Source organism: Methylobacter tundripaludum, from assembly GCF_002934365.1.
In the GTDB taxonomy this organism is placed as follows: domain Bacteria; phylum Pseudomonadota; class Gammaproteobacteria; order Methylococcales; family Methylomonadaceae; genus Methylobacter_A; species Methylobacter_A tundripaludum_A.
Genome location: NZ_PTIY01000020.1, coordinates 1 through 18,415, shown reverse-complemented (window position 1 = coordinate 18,415; position 18,415 = coordinate 1). Strand labels below are relative to the sequence as shown.

14 protein-coding genes are annotated in these 18,415 nt (G+C 51.9%); 10 read left to right on the top strand and 4 right to left on the bottom strand.

From position 1 onward, the window contains the following. The first annotated feature begins 9 nt into the window (after positions 1–9). Both B0F88_RS17285 and B0F88_RS17280 read left to right on the top strand, forming a co-directional pair. Positions 10–1,269: a hypothetical protein gene (locus tag B0F88_RS17285; protein WP_104425196.1), complete on the top strand. Its 1,260-nt coding sequence runs from the start codon at positions 10–12 to the stop codon at positions 1,267–1,269. Continuing rightward, complete coding sequence (locus tag B0F88_RS17280) at positions 1,262–2,428, top strand: hypothetical protein (RefSeq protein ID WP_104425195.1); 1,167 nt, start codon at positions 1,262–1,264, stop codon at positions 2,426–2,428. Before B0F88_RS17285 ends, B0F88_RS17280 begins: the two co-directional genes overlap by 8 nt. 127 nt (positions 2,429–2,555) lie before the next feature. Here B0F88_RS17280 and B0F88_RS17275 read toward each other — a convergent pair whose 3' ends face one another. After that, positions 2,556–2,990, bottom strand: a complete 435-nt coding sequence (locus B0F88_RS17275) for a hypothetical protein (protein WP_258076713.1) — start codon at positions 2,988–2,990, stop codon at positions 2,556–2,558. A 213-nt stretch (positions 2,991–3,203) separates the two neighbouring features. Further along, entirely contained in the window at positions 3,204–3,755 is a 552-nt protein-coding gene (gene fae, locus B0F88_RS17270) for a formaldehyde-activating enzyme (RefSeq protein WP_104425211.1), read from the bottom strand. Between the two features lie 150 nt (positions 3,756–3,905). On the opposite strand from fae, the gene B0F88_RS17265 reads away from it, so the two are divergent. From B0F88_RS17265 to B0F88_RS17250, 4 genes are all read left to right on the top strand, one after another. Further along, entirely contained in the window at positions 3,906–5,789 is a 1,884-nt protein-coding gene (locus B0F88_RS17265; protein WP_104425193.1) for an LTA synthase family protein, read from the top strand. A gap of 51 nt (positions 5,790–5,840) precedes the next feature. Further along, positions 5,841–6,953 (top strand): hypothetical protein, encoded by a 1,113-nt coding sequence (locus B0F88_RS17260; protein ID WP_104425192.1) that lies wholly within the window; start codon positions 5,841–5,843, stop codon positions 6,951–6,953. 24 nt (positions 6,954–6,977) lie between these two features. Further along, positions 6,978–8,840 (top strand): TonB-dependent receptor, encoded by a 1,863-nt coding sequence (locus tag B0F88_RS17255; RefSeq protein ID WP_104425191.1) that lies wholly within the window; start codon positions 6,978–6,980, stop codon positions 8,838–8,840. A 217-nt stretch (positions 8,841–9,057) separates the two neighbouring features. Continuing rightward, on the top strand, positions 9,058–11,019 hold the full coding sequence (locus tag B0F88_RS17250) for a putative bifunctional diguanylate cyclase/phosphodiesterase (protein WP_258076712.1): 1,962 nt from the start codon (positions 9,058–9,060) through the stop codon (positions 11,017–11,019). 96 nt (positions 11,020–11,115) lie between these two features. Here B0F88_RS17250 and B0F88_RS17245 read toward each other — a convergent pair whose 3' ends face one another. After that, complete coding sequence (locus tag B0F88_RS17245; protein WP_104425189.1) at positions 11,116–11,892, bottom strand: pentapeptide repeat-containing protein; 777 nt, start codon at positions 11,890–11,892, stop codon at positions 11,116–11,118. Between the two features lie 213 nt (positions 11,893–12,105). Beyond that, on the bottom strand, positions 12,106–13,455 hold the full coding sequence (locus B0F88_RS17240; RefSeq protein ID WP_104425188.1) for a sigma-54 interaction domain-containing protein: 1,350 nt from the start codon (positions 13,453–13,455) through the stop codon (positions 12,106–12,108). A gap of 192 nt (positions 13,456–13,647) precedes the next feature. Here B0F88_RS17240 and B0F88_RS17235 point away from each other — a divergent pair, with 192 nt between their 5' ends. The 4 genes from B0F88_RS17235 to B0F88_RS17220 all read left to right on the top strand — a co-directional run bounded on the left by B0F88_RS17235 (position 13,648) and on the right by B0F88_RS17220 (position 18,323). After that, a complete protein-coding gene (locus tag B0F88_RS17235; RefSeq protein WP_104425187.1) occupies positions 13,648–14,760 on the top strand; it encodes an MBL fold metallo-hydrolase in 1,113 nt (370 codons plus the stop codon). 36 nt (positions 14,761–14,796) lie between these two features. After that, positions 14,797–15,147, top strand: a complete 351-nt coding sequence (locus B0F88_RS17230) for a CZB domain-containing protein (RefSeq protein ID WP_104425186.1) — start codon at positions 14,797–14,799, stop codon at positions 15,145–15,147. 94 nt (positions 15,148–15,241) lie between these two features. After that, positions 15,242–16,495 carry an NAD(P)/FAD-dependent oxidoreductase gene (locus tag B0F88_RS17225; RefSeq protein ID WP_104425185.1) on the top strand — a complete coding sequence of 418 codons (1,254 nt, stop codon included), beginning with the start codon at positions 15,242–15,244 and terminating at the stop codon, positions 16,493–16,495. Between the two features lie 106 nt (positions 16,496–16,601). Next, positions 16,602–18,323: a SulP family inorganic anion transporter gene (locus B0F88_RS17220; protein WP_104425184.1), complete on the top strand. Its 1,722-nt coding sequence runs from the start codon at positions 16,602–16,604 to the stop codon at positions 18,321–18,323. Positions 18,324–18,415 lie beyond the last annotated feature (92 nt).

Below are 18,415 nucleotides of genomic sequence, written 5' to 3'. Positions count from 1 at the left end.
CCTTTTAAAATGAAAACTTCCGAATTCTCCAAAATAAGAACCTCCGGCGTAGGCTATTTCATTAATAGCGTCCAGACCTTATTTGTCGGCTTGTTAAGGATATGGACGATTCCGATTGTATTGATGTTGAGTGTCGCTTCCGGTTTTACCACCTACTACGGATTGTCTCATTTCATCACGCCCTGGATAGCGCTGATCATCACCATTGCCATCCAGTCCATTATCGTGATTTGTTCGCTGGAAATCGCCGGCATGCATTGGCAAGCCAACCGCTTCCGTTATTTTTCCGTGGTGTGTTCTTTGCTGGTTGCGCTGACAGCCTCGGTTTCGTTCTCTTATTTCAAGTTTTATGAAATTTCCCAGAAGGACACCCTGCACATTAACCGCTTAAATCAAATCAGAACCGACGTAAAATCCTATGTGGACCGCGTCTTGGTCATTAAAGGCGAGGTTTTGAAACAACAGCGCGCCGATATGGAAAAAGCGACGCTTGATGTACAGCAGGCTTATTTCGGAACCCATGCGCAAATTGTTGACGGCTATAAGCATCAAGTCGGCGAAGGCCCTTTCTGGAAACATTACAACCAGATTTATCAAGAAAAAAAACAGCAACAGGCAAAATTCGAGCAGGATTTTTCCGAGTTGGATAAGGATATTCAGAAGCTACAAGTCAGCATTAATGCATTGGATGTAACGACAAACATTGAGAGCGCCTATTCCGCGATGCTGGAAAACTTCCAGAATGTGCAGTTAAAAATCAACCTGTTATCCGGCAATATCGGCCAGTCGTTGCCGGAGGCGCCGTTATTGATGACTTACAAACAGTTTACAGCTGACGTTCAGCCCTCGTTCGCGATGTGGTCCGATTTTTCGCTGTTCGCCTTTCTTTGCGCGGCTATGGTTGAGTTTTTCACCGTGCTGCTGTCATACCGCCTTGAATTCACCGCCCCCGGCCCGTTGACCGCCGAGGAAGAAGACCTTGTTTTTGAGTGCTTGCGGCAATTTACCGAATTTCGAATCAATAAAAACGACGAACTCGAAATGACTATCGAGAAAAGCGAAATAGAGCGGGCCAGGCGTTACTCGGACTGGTCAAGAATGTTTGCCGTAGGCTTATTATTAAGCCGCGGTTTCTTAAGAAAAATCGACGACAAAACCGTGGAATTCGCGCCTAATCTTTATCCGCTGATTGCAGAAAAAATGAGCGATAAGATTAACAAACTAAAAGCCGAATCCAACATTGCCAGACAGGCAGGTGCGGATGAATAGCTCCAGAACTGAAATCGACAAATGGTTTATTGAAGGCGCCTTGGCAAGCGACGATGCCGCTACGCCAGAAGTCTGGGAGGCTATTTTTGACCCAGACCGCCAGCTTGTCCGTACCAAAATCGGCCCTTACGGAAAATTATTTTTACGCCCCGAAGGGTTTGTAAAACGCTTTTACCACCAGGTTTATCCATTACCGGTTGAAAACTGGCTCATAACCCGACAAATCAAGCTATATGACGGTTTTTGCACAATCGATGTAACGTTGGACATCCGGTTCCAGGCCACATTGAAATATGCGCTCAGCAACATGGACATTTTGTCCGACATTAACAAGCATATAAAAACCACCTATAAAGATTTACTGATCAACCTGGTCGATAAAGAGCTGCTTAATTTATCGGATGGCGCGTGGGTGCAAAAAGGCGTAAGCGATATTGAAAAGAAAATTGCTTTGGCTGTCAGTGAAATGCTGATATTACAAAATATCCAGTCCCAAACATTATGTACATTAAAGCCTTCATTTGAAGAATTCCCCGACGTGCAACTGGCCCAGGAAAGCGTTTATTTATGCGTGCTTAAAAAAAGTTTTGAGTTCAACGAAGCAAAAAGAGAGGAATTATTCCGTCAGGAACAAGACCTTGAAAACCAAAAAATCGAACACAAGCAAAAACAACTTGAGCAATTAAACCGCGACGCCGAAATGGAACGGTTAAAACAAGCCCAGGAAGCCGCCAATAAAAAGTTGTTGCTCGAGGAAAAAGAAAAACAGCTGCTGGAACAATTTGAGATTGAAAAGCGGCTCCATGCCGAAAAAATCCGGCACGATAACAGCTTAAAGGAAATCGCCCTCGAAGCGGAGCTGCAGGAACAGCAAAAGCGCGAAGCCCGCCTGAGAGCCGCAGAACAAGCAATCCAAACGGAATCATTGGCGCACCAAGCCAAACAACTAGACTTCGAGCAACGCCAAAAGCAACTGGAATTTGAGGCCGATCTCAAAAGCCGGCAGCGGCGCCTGGAAATGCAAAAAGAAAGTTATAACAGCAGACAGGAATCCGATATTTACCTGCGCGGAGAAATCGAATTACTGGAACTTGAAAAACAACGCCTGGAACTGCAATTGGCGATAAAAAACGCGAAAAAGCAACAGAGCTCGGGGTAAAGATCAAGCCGCTTGTGCGGAAGCGCTACGGCTGCATGACGCCTGAGCCATTGCCGGGCAAAGCCTGTACAACCGAATCCTATTTAAGGGATTGCACTGCGCCCCGCCCATCCTGCGATGCTGGATTTTATATATCCATGAACAGCATCGGAATGCCGTAAGTCAACACAAAGTAACTAAACGCTAAAATAACGCTGACGCCGGTTTTATAGAAAAAAAACTGCCGCAGAATATAACTGACTATCGCTAAATACCACCCCACCAGCAATACGCCTATACCGATTGATAGTTCTTCCGCGCGTTCGTAATGGCTCATGACCATCCAAAAATACAGGCCCTCGGTGACAGTGGCCAGCGTCATAATAAAGTTTTCGCAGACAAAAATAGCCGTAAACAGTTGATTAAAATATTGCCATTTTTTAGTGACGAACAACAACGTGGCAACCGACGAAAAGGCCATGATTGTTCGTAACAAGACTTCCAGCGTACCGTCGGCAGGATCGGAAATCAGACCCTCAACAATCATGCCGGAAATAAGATAAAACGCGACCGTTTTCCACATAAACGACTTGGTCGGAACCAAGTCGGCTGGGTTATTTATGAACCAGCAGAGCCCAAGATATTTGATTAATAAACGCATGGTAAAGATTTTGTACAAAAAATCGTGAATTTTATAGAGTTTTGATGGGGCAGCCTAGTGGAAGCGCTATCAAAAGATCAATGACGCCAAACAGAACGGTATTTTGCCCGCCCGGTTTGGCTTGCTCGGCTTATTTTACCACTGAGACTCGCCGGTTTCAGGATCGTACATTTCGTGGACGATTTTGTGCCGGTTGGCGATTAACTCGTCAACGCTGGGCGAATTAGTCATCGCACGGGAAATAGCCAGCTTCATCGCTTCATAGTTGGTGCGATATAAATCCTTACGGTCCAGATCGGGATTGGTCGCGCATTCGGGAGCGATCCACAGCATCGCAATAATACACAGATCATTGGCCTGATCGGCAGGAATAACACCGTCGATAACGCTGTCCAGGACCGCATCCGCGACCGCAGACTGCACCGGACCGCCGAACAAGTTGACGTATTCGGTGGATTTGATCGTGACTTTCGGGACTATGATTGTCGCGGGCTTCACTTGCTGATTGCAGGCTCGAATGGCGAACATCCGGGTATGGCCCGCGGTTTGCCCCATCAGGTTGGCAAACGCATTGCCGGCAGGCCCTTTAACGCTACCTATCAATATTTCGGGCATGGCGTCCGTACCTTGACCGTCGCTGGAAAATACCGTTGCTTCGCCGGTTCTGAACCAAATTGTATCTGACATTGCGCGCCCCTCAATAATATAAAAAGTGGGCATTCTATGACGGATGAAGCGCGAGGCGCAAGATTCAAAGCGCAGGCCTCCAGAGAGACGGGATATGTTCTATGGTAAAATCAATCCACTATTTATCCAAAACAGTTCCCCATCAACCTTATGCAACCCAAGTTATTACCGCTGTTTTCCACAACGTTCTTTTATATATTGTATTACCTGATCAGCACTTTCAAATTCGATGTCCAGATATTAGCACCGTCGATACCTTACGATTATCTGCTGCAACTGCTTGTCGCTTACGTGCTCTACGCCTTATCGCGTCGCGTCTGGATTTTTCTGGTGATTCACGCCCTGCTAATGGGCCTGTTGTATGTCGGTAACGCGGTAAAAATATCGTTTTTCGGCGGGCCGATTATGCCGGACGATATTTTTGCGCTGCAATCGCTGCTGTTAATACTCGACGGCTGGCGGTTCTTTGCCGCCGCCATACCGTTGGCCGCCATTGCAAGCCTGATATTGTTCAATTTTTCGATGCGTCATTGGAGCGCTTATCTGGCTAGCCTGGCTGTCATGTTGCTCGGCATCACCGTGGTTTACCAACCCTCATCCCTACTCGAACCTATGGACGGCTACTTCGGCAACTCGGTATGGGATCAACGTTCCAATTATGTGTGGCGAGGCGCAACACTGTATTCGCTATTGGAAAGCGCGCGTTATTTCGCGGCAGCCGAGGTCATTCCCGATGGCGATACGGCTCAGGAAGCCGCCGATAAATTACTGGCCGCAGGGCGCATGAGCTTTCAGACGACTGCGCTACTTCAGCCGTCTCCCGAAGCCGCCCAAAAAGAACCCGTCGCCAAAGTATTTACGCCACGCAATGTCCATATCGTATTACTGGAGTCTTTCTGGGACCCCAGTGCGCTGAAGAAAGCAAAGTTCAAACAAGCCCCTCTTTCACCCGAGTTTCGTGAGCTGTGGAAGAGCGCAGAATACTCGCATGCGCTGGCCCCTGTGTTCGGCGGCTTTACCGCCAATTCCGAATTTGAGGTGCTATGCGGGTTTCCGGTGGTCAAAGACTCGGTCAAGTTCGAGCGCCAACTGCTTAACGACGTACCCTGTTTGCCGCATATCCTTGCCGACAAAGGCTATCGCACCATCGCCTCGCATCCGAATGTGCCGGTATTCTGGAACCGTGTTAATGCTTACAAACGTATCGGTTTCCAAACCTACTGGTCGCTGGAGGATTTTGTCCAGGATGACATGAATCAGGAATTCATGTCCGACAGCACTTTATACCGGCAAGTGCTGGAAAAAATATCCGGGTCGATCGACGCGGGACAACCGACGCTGGATTATATCGTGACCTATTTCGGACACTGGAATTATCCGTTGAGCGAAAGCCGGCCTAATAAAATCGGCTCATCGTCCGAAATCGAGGAAGTACCGGCTTACGCCAACACGGTTTATTACAAGTCGCGGGAGTTGATGGGGTTTATCAATGAAATGCGCAAACGCGACCCGGAAGGCATTATCGTGGTGTTCGGCGACCACCTGCCGTTCTTGGGCGAAAATTTTGCAGGCTATGCCGAATCGGGCGTGCTGGCGTCCAATCGCAGCGATTTTACGCCGGCTATGTTCAAAGCCTACGTCAGCACGCCGATGTTGATTATCGACGGCAAACGCGGGCCGCTTAAAATCGGCAACCTGCCGCTTTATCAAGTACCCAAGCTGCTGCTCGACCTGCTCAACTTCAATGAACCGAGCATCATGGACTACACCGCGCCTTTGCCGAACATGCGAGTACGTCCCTTGCCGGGCCTGCATTTTAATATACTGGCGGACGGCGCCGTTGACATGTGCAAAGAACCGCCTTATTCGGAAACCTGCCAGTTATCCTCCCGCTGGCTGGAGGATGTATCGACCGTCAGTAATGATTTATTCATAGGCCGTCAATTTACCCTCCCCAAATACACTCCCGAGAAACAGGCCGCCCCTATAGTGACGGCGGTTGTTATTCCGCAGGCGATTGTTGGAGGAAAATAGATTCGCAGTAATTATTGCCGTACTATAACCCCGTTCTACAGGAGAAAATTCATGTATAAGCGTTTCATGGTGACCATATTCGGGCTATCGCTGCTGTGCGCAAAAAACAGCGCTGCCGATCAACTCAGTATTCCGTTGCAAATTGATTACAGCCTTATTAAAAAAGTTCTGGTCTCACAACTGTATACCGGTAAAAACAATGCCGCCGAGCTGTGGAATGACCGCCAGGGATGCAGCTATTTAAGGCTTTCCAATCCTGAGGTTGGCGGCAAAAACGGCCAAATCCGGCTGTTAAACGAGGTCCAGGCCCGATTCGGAACCGGCTTGGGCGGACAATGCCTGACCGTTCTGGAATGGGCCGGGATATTGGAAACGTTGCAACAGCCCACGCTGGATTCAGGCCATTCCGTGCTGAGCTTTCCGGTCGCCAGTGCGACAGCCTATGACCATGAAGGCCGCCACCTGACGATCGGCAAGCTCCAGGACTTGATCAATCGCTTTGCCGAACCCCGGCTTGCCGCAGTAAAAATCGATTTAAACGAATCCCGCAGCCATATCGAACAAACGCTGACGCATTTTTTACCCAAGGATAATGCGGCTGAAGTTAAAACAATACTCAAGTCGCTTAAATTCAACAACATCGCTGCCGGCGATGACGGCATCGGCATTAAGCTCGAGTTTAATGCTCCCGCCAAAAAGACGGTTATCCAGCCTGCCCCCGCCTTTAGCGAGGCCGAACAAAAACAATGGCAATCCGCTTGGCGGGAATGGGAGTCGTTTTTGAGCTCAGCCATTGAACAGGCCGCCCATGATACAAAGTCGCCGGAACTGCGCGAAACCCTGACGGAAATCCTGATGAATTCGCGTACAGCCTTTCAGGCAGGCTTAGAAGAGCACGATGCGGACGCCGCCGACCCGGTTAGGGTGTTTTTTACCGACACTTGGGGACGCCTGGCGCCGACCTTAAAAACCATCGCCAACGAATTGCCGGGTACTCAGGGCTTGCGCTATATCACCTTTATAGCGGCGACCGACGCGATTTACGAACTTGAAAGACTGGCTGCACCGTTTGGCCTGGATATTTCATCCGACGGACTGCGCAGGCTGGCGCGCATTCTGATAGCCGGCAAGCAACAGCAGACCCGCGCCCGGCAAGCGTCTTAATCCGCTCATTGCCGGAAGAAGCACATGTATTCAACAAATATCTCCCTGGCGCTGAGCGGTCTGTTACTGTGCCTATCGACCATCGCAATAGCCGGTAAAGCCAATGACAAGGCATCGTTAACGCCTATGACGGTTTACGATGACACTGTTTATCCTGAATTAATTGAGCCGCCGCGCATGCTGAATCAGTTAAACCGGGACGCATTACAGGCCACAGGGGTGTCCAACCTGAACGGCGTGTTACGAAGCCAGGGCGGCTTAACGCTCAACCAGGGTAGCGGACAGATGCCGACCGGCATCAGTTTACGCGGCGCCAGCGGCGGACAAGGACTGGTCACGTTGGATGGCGTTCCCTTGTTCGCTAATTTTGCCGGGTTTTACTCATTGAGCCACTATGCGCCGGATGCTTTAGACCGGGTAACGGTAACGCGGGGTTCTGGCGGCGAACGGCACGGCAGCCGCACCCTCGGAGGAGCCATTCATTTGAAAACCCGGCATATGCAGGCAAAGGACAATTTTTTGCATGTCGAAGGGGGCGGTTACGACACTGTGCGCAGCACTGCCGGTAGCGGCCTGACGACCCAGGCGGGCGATTTCTCGGCGGTGGCCGGGCGCAGCGATGTTTTCAACGGCGTCAGTCAGGCGCAAAACGGTACAGAGCGCGATAACTTCGGCATGACCCACGCCTCGGGCAATTGGTTTAAAGAATTCAGCCGGGGCGGTCTGGATGCCTCATTCTATTTTGTGAGCACCCATGAAGACATCGACGGTCCCGGCTTGATATTGCCCAGCCGCACAACACGCTGGGTGGACGACAGGCGCGGCAGATTGTCGGATGAAACCTGGGTGGCGCAGCTGCACGGCCAATACGATTTGGCGTCGCATTGGAACAGTTCGCTGCAATTCGGTTTTACTCAAGACCGGCAAAAAATGGAAACCACCTCGATCCGGCCGTTTTCACTCACCAGCCAATTATTCATGCTGGATTGGAAAAACACCCATCGCTTGGCGCTGAGCGAGGACAATCAGGACCAGGCCTTGCTGGTCTGGGGGGTTAACAGCCAACAGCAGCAGGCGCAGGGCTTGCCGGCTTCGCAAACAGTGACCAGCCCCAATGTGCGCGGAGAATTGGTTCTCGGCGATTGGCAATGGAGCGCCGATGCGCGTTTCGATCAGGCCGACACTTATGGCGATCATCAGGTATTCTCGCTGGGCGCGAACCGGTCATTGCCGCAAAACATGAACATCTGGGCCAACGGCGGCACCGGCTATCGCCAACCCGGCGTCAGCGAATTAATGCACCCGGTATTCGGCAACGCAGCCTTGCAGGGGGAACATAACGCCGGCGGCGAAATCGGCTGGGGTTGGCATCCGGCGCGCGGAAGCGAACTCAAAGTGAGCGGTTATTATCAAAATTACCGGCAAATGATTACCATGCAGCTGAATCCGAACACCGGTATAACCAAGGCGGGCAATATCCAGGAAGCGAATGTCTGGGGAGCGGAAATGCAGTCGCAACACCGCTGGACCGGCGACTGGGAAAGCGGTTTAAATTACAGCTATATGCATGCCAAAAATCCGCTTAACCAATTGTTCGTGCCGGCCCGGCCCGAACACCAAAGCGTCTTCTGGAATGAAGTACAATTGTTGCAGCCGTTAAAGTTGCGCCTGGAACTCACCGTTCATAGCGGTTATTGGTTTGATATAGCCAATAGGCTCAGAGCCCGTAGCGCCCCTCGCATCAATGCCCAGCTAAAATACCAGATAACACAAAAAACCGATGTGTATTTACGCGGCGAAAACATCACCGATGAACGTACCCCGGAAATTTATGACTTTAATTTTAATGGTGCGGCGGTTTATTTGGGCTTACGCACCGGCATTTAGGGAAGCGCCGATTGAATCCTTCGACAGGCCCAGAGCGAACGATAACGCATTGATTCCTTTGGCGAGCAGCCTTCGGCCGAGCTGAAGAGAGCCTTGTCCAGCCATGAGCTTCAACGCTTTCCTAAATCAAAGCCGCACCCAAAACCGATCCTATCGACAAAGACACAGGCATGAGAAATAATCCCGACCGATGAAGTTTGATATATTAACAATGCTGATGACTTACCTCATCGCCGATGCGGTTTTCGCCATTGCTTTTGCGATAACGATTCGCAGACACCCTAAGCTTGACGGGCCGCGCCACTGGTTTTTCGCCTGTCTGCTGCTCTTTACCGGGTTTCTCGGCCTTTGCCTGCGCGGAATTATTCCCGACATTCTATCCATCGTCATCGCAAACTCAGTGATCCTGGCCGGCGGCGTTTTCCTTTGGACCGGCATCCGCCGCTTTTTTGGACTTCGCTGCCACGGATGGTTATTACCGGTCCTGTTCGTCTTGCCGGCCACGGCGTTGCTCGGCTTATTCATGGCCGTTTGGCCGTCCATACCGGCGCGGCAGATCACCATGTCGGTATTTACCATATTGATAAGCTTGTTCGTAGTGCGCGACATCCTGCGGCGGCGAAACTCCGCGCTGATCATGGAAACCAATCTGCTCATCTTCTTCGTCGGCGCCGAGGCGGTCATCCATTTTATCCGCATGATCACCCTGATGATGACGCAGACGCCTGTAAGCAGCTTCCTGCAATCCCAGGATCAGCCGGACAGATTCTTTTTTATGCTGCTGTTTATTGTCGGACTCGCCCGGCTGCTTATCCTGGTTACCCTGGTCAGCGCCAGACTGCAAGACGAACTCAATCAACTGGCGACGCAGGACCATTTAACACAGCTGCCTAACCGGCGCTGGCTGCTGGAGCGTTTGAAACACGGCATAGATGTAGAGCGGCGGGGCGGCAAGCAACTCGCCTTGTTAATGCTCGATCTGGATCGCTTTAAAGCCGTTAATGACAGTTTGGGCCACGCCGCAGGAGACGAGCTGCTGCAACAAGTCGCGGCGCGTATTCAGTCCCGGCTGCGCGAAGTGGACATGGTGGCGCGCCTGGGCGGCGACGAATTTATCGTGCTGCTGGAGGATATTGCACACCCGGAAGACGCCGCACGGGTGGCGGAGGACATAGTCGCCGATTTAAGCAGGCCGTTCCAATTAACTCGCGGCAATGAAGCCGACCATGAGCAGTACCACGAGGTACAGATCGGCGCCAGTATCGGCATCAGCCTGTATCCGCAACACGGCAGTAATCCCGAACTGCTGATAGAGCAAGCCGATACCGCGATGTACGAGGCCAAACAGGCCGGACGAGGGTGCTTCGCCTATTTCTCCGAAGAGCTTACCATTGCCGTTCGCAAACGCATCGCTTTGGAAGACCGCCTGCGCAAGGCCATTGAACAACGGGAATTGCGTGTTTTTTACCAGCCGCAGATCGATATCGCCAGCAACCGGATTATCGGAGCCGAGGCGCTGGTGCGCTGGCAAAGCCCGGTCGATGGACTTATCGCACCGGTTAACTTTATTCCCATTGCCGAGGAAACCGGACTGATTATCGCGATTGGCGAATGGGTGCTGCGCGAAACCTGTCGGCAAGGCAGGCTCTGGCTGGCAGCCGGCTTTTCGCCGCTAACCCTTGCCGTCAACGTATCGCCGCACCAATTCCGCCGTTGCGATATAAGCGCGCTGGTGGAGAAAATACTCGCGGAAACCGGTTTTCCCGCAGGGCTGTTGGAATTGGAATTGACCGAAAGCGGATTAATGGATAATCAGGATAAAGCGGTGGAGGTGCTCAACAACCTGCGCAGCCAGGGCGTTCGTCTGGCCATCGACGACTTCGGCACCGGTTATTCTTCTCTGGCCTATCTCAAACGCTTTCCTGTCGACGTGCTGAAAATCGATAAAAGCTTTATCGACGATATTCCGCATCTTCAAGACGACATGGAAATTACCGCGACCATTATTGCAATGGGGCATACGCTGGGATTTCAAGTCCTGGCCGAAGGCGTCGAAACACATGTTCAGTTAGCGTTCTTGCGGGAGAAAGGTTGCGACGCCTACCAAGGTTATTTCACCAGCAAGCCGGTACCGGCGGATGAGTTTACTGAGTTATTGAGGGCGCAACAAAAAGAATAGATGATCCTGGAAAAAGCATTTCACCACGAAGTTCACGAAGAGAAAACTTCGTGTCTTCATGGTGAATTAAAGGCTATTTAATCCCCGTTATCAGAATCAATCAAAAATAGCCGCTTCAAGATTCTTGCTGGAAATCAGCCCCTTCAAAACCGACTTATCCTTAATGCCGCCAAACCGGGTGCCTGCCACGTTAGCGCCGGTAAAATCAGCATCCTCCAATTTGGTTTCGGATAAATCCGCGCCCGACAAGTCGGCATCGGTCAAATTGGCGCCGGAAAGATCGGCACCGAACAGCACCGTGTTTTTCAAGATGCTCCCGGACAGATTGGCATGGCGCATCAACGCACGGTTCAGGTTGGCGTCGGACAGATCGGCGCCCGATAAATCGACATTATTCAGGCTGACCCGCATCAAGCCCATCGGCTGGTTCTTCATATCGACGCCCCAATTGGCATGAGACAGATTGGCATGGCTAAGATTAGATCGGTCCAGATTGGCGATAAAGCGGCTGCCGGTCAGGTTGCTTTTGCTCAAGTTAGCCCCGCCCATGTGTACGCCGAAAATACTGGTATTGGACAAGTTTGCGCCGGAAAGATTAACTTTGGTCATCACCGTTAAATCCAGGTTCAAGCCGGACAAATCGCTGTTGCTTAAATTGGCGTTGCGCAAATCCGAGCCCCACAGGTCGGCATTCCTGAAATCCAGGCCGGACAGATCCACGCCCCGAAGATCTTTCCGGCGCAGCTTTGCCGGATGGCTTTTGTCCGCCTTGACCAAATGCTGTTGTACCGCCGACCGACTAAGGTCAGCCGCAGATGCCGGCAGGCAAAACAATGCGGCTAACAGGCCCAAACAGTAAAAATGGATTTTCATGTACAGATACCCTCTTGGTGAATTCATGGAATTAGGAAATATTCCGCAGAACTTTATCGACAGTTCTGCGCTATTGCAACTAAGGAATGGAAATTGCTGGTTATAAAATCGCTCGGCATGATGCCTGAAGTCATTTTATCGCGATCACAGCGTAACTGCATGCATCTTAAAAACGCAGTTGGAAGCGGTGAAAGCGGTTCGTGCTGTCTAATTTTAAATCCCGTAAACCTTGCGTTTGCGCCAGAACGTAGCCCGGCTCATACCCAGCGAACCGGCGGCGCTGCTAACCTTGCCATTGCTTTGTTCCAACGCCTGACGGATCGCAGCAGATTCTTCCGCCTCCGACAGCGGCGAATTCTGCGTAACTTGGGCCGCCGCGGTACGCGGCTCCCTAAACTCGGGGGGTAATTCAGAACAGCGCAAAGTCGCCCCTCTGCCTACCGCAAACGCATATTCCACGACATTATGCAGCTCCCGGACATTCCCAGGCCATGTGTAGTCCAGCAAAGTCTTCATCGCTTGCGGATCGATTTTTTCTATAGTCCTGAAATTGGCCGCATTATGCTGCCGGATAAAATGCCAGATCAGCAAGCTTATGTCTTCCCGGCGTTCCCGTAACGGCGGAATAAATATCGGCACAACCCTGAGCCGGTACATCAGGTCTTCTCGGAAACGCCCCATTTTGACTTCCTCCCGTAATGAGCGATGGGTCGCGGCGACGATGCGCACGTCGACATCGATCGAACGGTCGCCGCCGACCGGGATAAAGTTTCTTTCCTGTATGACCCGAAGCAGCTTGGCCTGCAATTCCAGCGGCAGTTCGGCCACTTCATCCAGAAACAGGGTTCCGCCGTGCGCGCGCTGAAACAGGCCGCTATGATCCTTGACCGCGCCGGTAAACGCGCCGCGCACATGGCCGAACAACTCGCTGTCCAGCAGGCTGCTGGACAAGGCCGCGCAATTGATCGCCAGGAAAGGCGCGTTGCGGCGGGCGCTCAGGCCGTGAATGGCCTTGGCGACCAGTTCCTTGCCGGAACCGCTCTCGCCCCTGACCAATACCGTGGCTTCGGTTTCCGCCGCATTTTGAATAATCTGGAAAACCGCCTGCATCGCCGGCGTGCGGCTTAGCAATCCATGAAACCCCTGTTTTTCGGACTCCTCCGCCTCGCTCGAGGTCTTCGGCAAAGCGGCATTCTCCGGTTGTTCCGAAACCGGAAGCAGCAGCCCCAAGCCGCCGGAAAAAGCTCCCTGCCGGTCATACAGAACCCGGGCTATTTTTCTCAGCTCAACGCGCCGCCCATCGGTCTTAAACGATTGTATGCGTTGTTTTTTATGGTCGCCGGCCTCGGTAATGGCGTATTCTTGCAAACAGGGATGGCCTGTGACGTCCGCGGCTTTTAATCCCGACAACTGCTCCGCGCCTTGGCTCCAGTGAACAACCCGTTGGTCCCGATCGACGATATAGAGACCCGTGCCATCGCAAAGGCCCAGCAGCTTTAGAAATAACGGTTGCAGCGGCTGGTGCGCCAGCCAGTCTGGCAATGATTCGGAAAATTGTTTCATAGATGTTTCAATGAATCGAATAAATGTTTCACTGAAACAATATATGAAACAGATAAAAGACACAAGGCTAAAGGCGAAAGACGCGCACTGTAGCTATGCGCCCTTTGCCTTTAGCCCTTTGCCCTTTGTCTTAATCTTTTGGCACGGGCCTTGCTATAACCCAGGCATACCCCCTAACCCCGGAGATCCACCATGCTATTCAAACAACTATTCGACCAGGAAACCTGGACCTACACTTACTTAATTGCCGATCAGGTCAGTAAAGACGCCGTCCTGATTGATCCGGTCAACACCCATATCGATGAATACATTGACCTGCTGAACACACACGGCCTGCAACTGAAATACACCCTGGAAACGCATGTTCATGCCGACCACATCACCGCCAGCGGCCTGCTGCGTCAACGCCTCGGCGCTCAAACCGGCGTCAGCGGGCTGTGCGGCGCGGAATCGGCCGACATTCAAATCCAGGACGGCGATATTTTCAAATTCGCAGGCGACGAACAGATCAAGGTCATCGCCACGCCGGGCCATACGCGCGGCAGCATCTCCTTCCTATGGCGCGACCGCGTGTTTACCGGCGATTCGTTGTTGATCGGCGGTTGCGGACGCACCGATTTCCAGGGCGGCGACGCCGGTGCGCTTTATGATTGCATCACCCAACGTCTGTTCACCCTGCCGGATGAAACGCTGGTTTATCCGGGCCACGATTACCAACAACGCTGGGTCAGCAGCATCAAGCAGGAGCGCACGACTAACCCCCGTCTGGCAGGCAAGACCCGCGAGCAGTTTATCGAGATCATGAACAACCTGAACTTGCCCAAACCCCGGCTGATCGATGAAGCGGTGCCCGCCAACCGTTATTGCGGCCTGGATGAGAACGAGCGCCAGGATGCGGTGACGCTCAGGGACGAAACGCTGCCTGTCCGCGCCACGACAAAAACCGAAGATATGGTCGATGCGGCCAAGCAACGTATTGTCGAAATCGATGTCGCCAAATCGAAACAGCTGCTTGCGGAAGGTAATATTGTGCTGATCGATACCCGCGAAGAAAGCGAATACGCGGCAGGACACATTGACGGAGCCATACTGTTGCCGCGCGGCATGCTGGAATTCAAAATAGGCAGCCTGCCCGAACTGGCCGACAAGTCGAAAGCTGTGCTGATTTACTGCCGTCTGGGCAACCGCTCGGCACTGGCGGCGCAGACCTTACAGCAACTGGGTTACACTAATGTACTGTCTATGGCCGGCGGATTTGAAGCCTGGAAAAAGAACCCGTATTTTGTCAGTCAGGGCAGCAAATAAACTCAGTCGATAAACGCTAACAAAAAAGGAAAAATAATGAATTTAGATAGTGCAATTCAAAAACACATGGACTGGAAAGTAAAATTCCGTACCGCTATATCCAAGCAAGAACAAATGGATTCCGTAACCATTAGCAAGGACAATTGTTGCGACCTCGGCAAATGGCTGCATGAGGAAGGTAAGACTCAATGCAGCACTTTACCGAGTTATGCAACAGTTTTAAACAAACACGCCGCGTTTCACGTTGAAGCTGGGAAAGTGGCATCAGCCATTAATGCAAAAAAATACACCGAAGCAGAGACAATGCTGGATGGCGGTTCGGCTTTTACCACTGTATCCGGTGAAGTCGGGATTGCACTGATGCGCCTTAAAAAAGAAGCCGCTTAATAAAGAGAAAAAAGGGTATGGCGACAATGCAGTGCTTTACAACTTTTTGCCATGCACCGGAATTTTCCAATAACTACATGCCTGAGAGGAATTTATGACAACCCAACACCATATCTTACTGATTATCGGCGGAGGCGCCGCCGGCGTTTCCGTCGCCAACAACATGCGTCGCCAAAACGCCGACATCGATATTGCGATCGTTGAACCGTCCGAAGTCCACTATTACCAGCCGGGCTTCACGATTATCGGCGGCGGCGCGTATACCATGAAACAAACCACGCGCAATGAGGCCGACTTGATCCATCCGAGCGTCACCTGGATCAAGGATTACGCCGAGACCTTTCAGCCGGACGGCAACAGCGTCAGCCTGCGTTCCGGCGATACGATCAGCTACGACTACCTGGTCGTCTGCCCCGGCCTGCAACTGGATTGGGACAAAATCGAAGGCCTGAAAGAAACACTGAACAAAAACAATGTTTGCAGCAATTATTCCGCCGAGACCGTGGAATACACCTGGGAATGCATCCAAAATATTAAAGAAGGCACGGCGCTGTTCACCCAGCCGCCGATGCCGATCAAATGCGCGGGCGCGCCGCAAAAAATCATGTACCTGGCCGCAGACCGTTTCCGTAAAAGAGGCACGCTGGACAAATTCAATATTGAATTTTTAAATGCCGGACCGGGCATTTTCGGCGTGCCGTTTTTCGCCAAAGCCTTAAGCAAAGTCGTTGCGGACTACGGCATAAAAACCAACTTCAACCACAACCTGGTTGCGATTGACGGCCCGGCCAAAACCGCCACCTTTGAAGTCACCGACGGCGAAGGCAACAAGCAGCGCATCGCCAAAGCGTTCGACATGATTCATGTTACGCCGCCGCAAAGCGCGCCGGATTTCATCAAAAAAAGCCCGCTGGCCAATGCCGCCGGTTGGATAGATGTCAATCCCAAAACCCTGCAACACAACAAATACGGCAATATTTTCGGCTTGGGCGATGCAGCTGCAACCAGCAACGCCAAAACCGCCGCAGCGGTGCGCAAGCAGGTTCCTGTCGTCGTTGACAATATTCTGAGCCTGCGCAACAGCAACGATGTCCGGGAAGGCTATGACGGTTACGGCTCCTGCCCGCTGACCACCTCGCTGAATACGGTCATGCTGGCCGAGTTTTCCTACGACGGCAAAGTAACGCCGTCTTTCCCGTTGCTGGACCCCAGGGAAAACCGCTGGATCTGGTGGTGGGGCAAAACCACCGGCTTTCCGTGGCTGTACTGGCATTTGATGATCAAAGGCTACCGCATCGACATTCCTCATCTGGAATGCTATGCCAAAAAGTTTTTGAAAGAAGATTAAATTTTAATCGGCGAAAGGCGAAAGACAAAAGGCGAATACAACCGCTTTGGACCCTACGCTTCTCCTTTCGCCCTTTGCCTTTAGCCCTTTGCCATTTACTTCCTCCATGCCGTATTCAAAATCCGATAACTCACGATTAACCCGGTTATTTCCGATTATAGGCTGGCTAAAAACCTACACCCGCCAGGAATTTAACAGCGACTTGTTCGCCGGCATCATCACCGCCATTTTGCTGGTGCCGCAAGGCATTGCTTACGCGATCCTGGCAGGACTGCCGCCTCAGCTCGGGCTCTATGCCAGCATCCTGCCGCCGGTGCTTTACGCCCTGCTCGGCACCAGCCGTACCCTGTCGGTCGGCCCCGCCTCAATTGCCGCGATCATGATTGCCGGGGCGTTAACCGCGCCGGAAGTCGCCGCGATGGGCAATCCGGTACAAAGTGCGCTTATCCTGTCGGCGGAAAGCGGAATCATCCTGTTACTGATGGCGGTCTTGCGCATGGGCGGACTGGTAAACTTCATCAGCCATCCGGTGCTGACCGGCTTTACCAGCGGCGCGTCTTTATTGATTATCGGCAATCAATTACCGCATCTGTTCGGCTTAAAAACGCCGTCATGCGGCGTTGATGCGGCCTGCTACGGCCATTATTTTTCAGGCTTCGTCCCGGCCGCCCTATTAATCGGCCTCACCGCACTGAGCTTGCTGATATTTTTCGGCAAGCCGCTGGTCGCCATGCTTAAAAATATCGGCATGCAAGCATCCCTGATCACTGCAATAAGTAAATGCGGGCCGTTATTGACTATCATCGTGACAACCCTGGCAGTCGATTATTTTGACCTAACCGGCCATGTGACCGTTGTCGGCCAAGTCCCATCAGGTTTTCCGGCATTGAACCTTGATTTCTCCCCCATTGAAAAATGGTACATTTTGCTGCCCTATTCCGGCTTTATCACCTTGATTGCCTACGTGGAAAGCGTAGCCATTGCCAAGGTCACCGCCAATTTCAGGGGCGAAAAAATCATCCCTAATCAGGAATTGATTGCGTTGGGCATAGCGAACCTGACCGCCGCCATTTCAGGAGGAATGCCGGTTGCCGGAGGCTTTAGCCGCACGATGGTCAATTTTTCCGCCGGTGCGCGCACCCAGATGGCCATGCTGATAGCCGCCGGTATTCTCGCCTTGGCCGTCATCTTCTTTAGCCCATGGTTTGAAAACATCCCCAAAGCGGCGCTGGCTGCGATCATTCTGGTCGCCATCATCCCTTTGGTAAAACTATCCGACATTGTCCACACTTGGCGCTATGACCGCGGCGACGGCATCGCCGAAGCCGCCACCTTGCTGGGCGTATTGCTCTACGGCATTGAAGAAGGCATCACCTTGGGCATTATGCTGACCTTGGTCAGCCACTTGCGCAAAGCCAGCCACCCGCATATCGCCGTGGTCGGGCGCATACCCGGCACCGGGCATTACCGCAATATCAAACGCCATAATGTGGAAACCTGGCCTCGCCTGTTGTTGCTGCGTGTCGATGAAAACATCACCTTTGCCAATATCAATTATATTGAGGAGTTCATCAAATCGGAGTTAAGGCGGCAGCCGGACATCCGGCATATCATCCTTATTTTTACCTCAGTCAGCGACATAGACAGCACGGCGCTGGAAGTGCTGGAAAACCTGAACCATAGCTTGCAGGCATCGAAAATAACCCTGCATATCTCGGAAGCAAAAGGTCCGGTGCTCGATAAGCTTGAAAAAACCGACTTTCTCAGGCAACTGAAACCCGGCAAGGTGTTTTTCCATACCGAAGATGCGGTCAGGGAGCTGAGCTAAAGGCTAAAGGCTAAAGGCTAAAGGCTAAAGGCTAAAGGCTAAAGGCTAAAGGCTAAAGGCTAAAGGCTAAAGGCTAAAGGCTAAAGGCTAAA

Coding starts and splice junctions, on each gene's coding strand:
- B0F88_RS17245 (WP_104425189.1), bottom strand. CDS start 11,892: ATGAAAATCCATTTTTACTGTTTGGGCCTGTTAGCCGCATTGTTTTGC.
- B0F88_RS17230 (WP_104425186.1), top strand. CDS start 14,797: ATGAATTTAGATAGTGCAATTCAAAAACACATGGACTGGAAAGTAAAA.
- B0F88_RS17275 (WP_258076713.1), bottom strand. CDS start 2,990: ATGTGGAAAACGGTCGCGTTTTATCTTATTTCCGGCATGATTGTTGAG.
- B0F88_RS17280 (WP_104425195.1), top strand. CDS start 1,262: ATGAATAGCTCCAGAACTGAAATCGACAAATGGTTTATTGAAGGCGCC.
- fae (WP_104425211.1), bottom strand. CDS start 3,755: ATGTCAGATACAATTTGGTTCAGAACCGGCGAAGCAACGGTATTTTCC.
- B0F88_RS17220 (WP_104425184.1), top strand. CDS start 16,602: ATGCCGTATTCAAAATCCGATAACTCACGATTAACCCGGTTATTTCCG.
- B0F88_RS17250 (WP_258076712.1), top strand. CDS start 9,058: ATGACTTACCTCATCGCCGATGCGGTTTTCGCCATTGCTTTTGCGATA.
- B0F88_RS17235 (WP_104425187.1), top strand. CDS start 13,648: ATGCTATTCAAACAACTATTCGACCAGGAAACCTGGACCTACACTTAC.
- B0F88_RS17285 (WP_104425196.1), top strand. CDS start 10: ATGAAAACTTCCGAATTCTCCAAAATAAGAACCTCCGGCGTAGGCTAT.
- B0F88_RS17225 (WP_104425185.1), top strand. CDS start 15,242: ATGACAACCCAACACCATATCTTACTGATTATCGGCGGAGGCGCCGCC.
- B0F88_RS17240 (WP_104425188.1), bottom strand. CDS start 13,455: ATGAAACAATTTTCCGAATCATTGCCAGACTGGCTGGCGCACCAGCCG.
- B0F88_RS17265 (WP_104425193.1), top strand. CDS start 3,906: ATGCAACCCAAGTTATTACCGCTGTTTTCCACAACGTTCTTTTATATA.
- B0F88_RS17255 (WP_104425191.1), top strand. CDS start 6,978: ATGTATTCAACAAATATCTCCCTGGCGCTGAGCGGTCTGTTACTGTGC.
- B0F88_RS17260 (WP_104425192.1), top strand. CDS start 5,841: ATGTATAAGCGTTTCATGGTGACCATATTCGGGCTATCGCTGCTGTGC.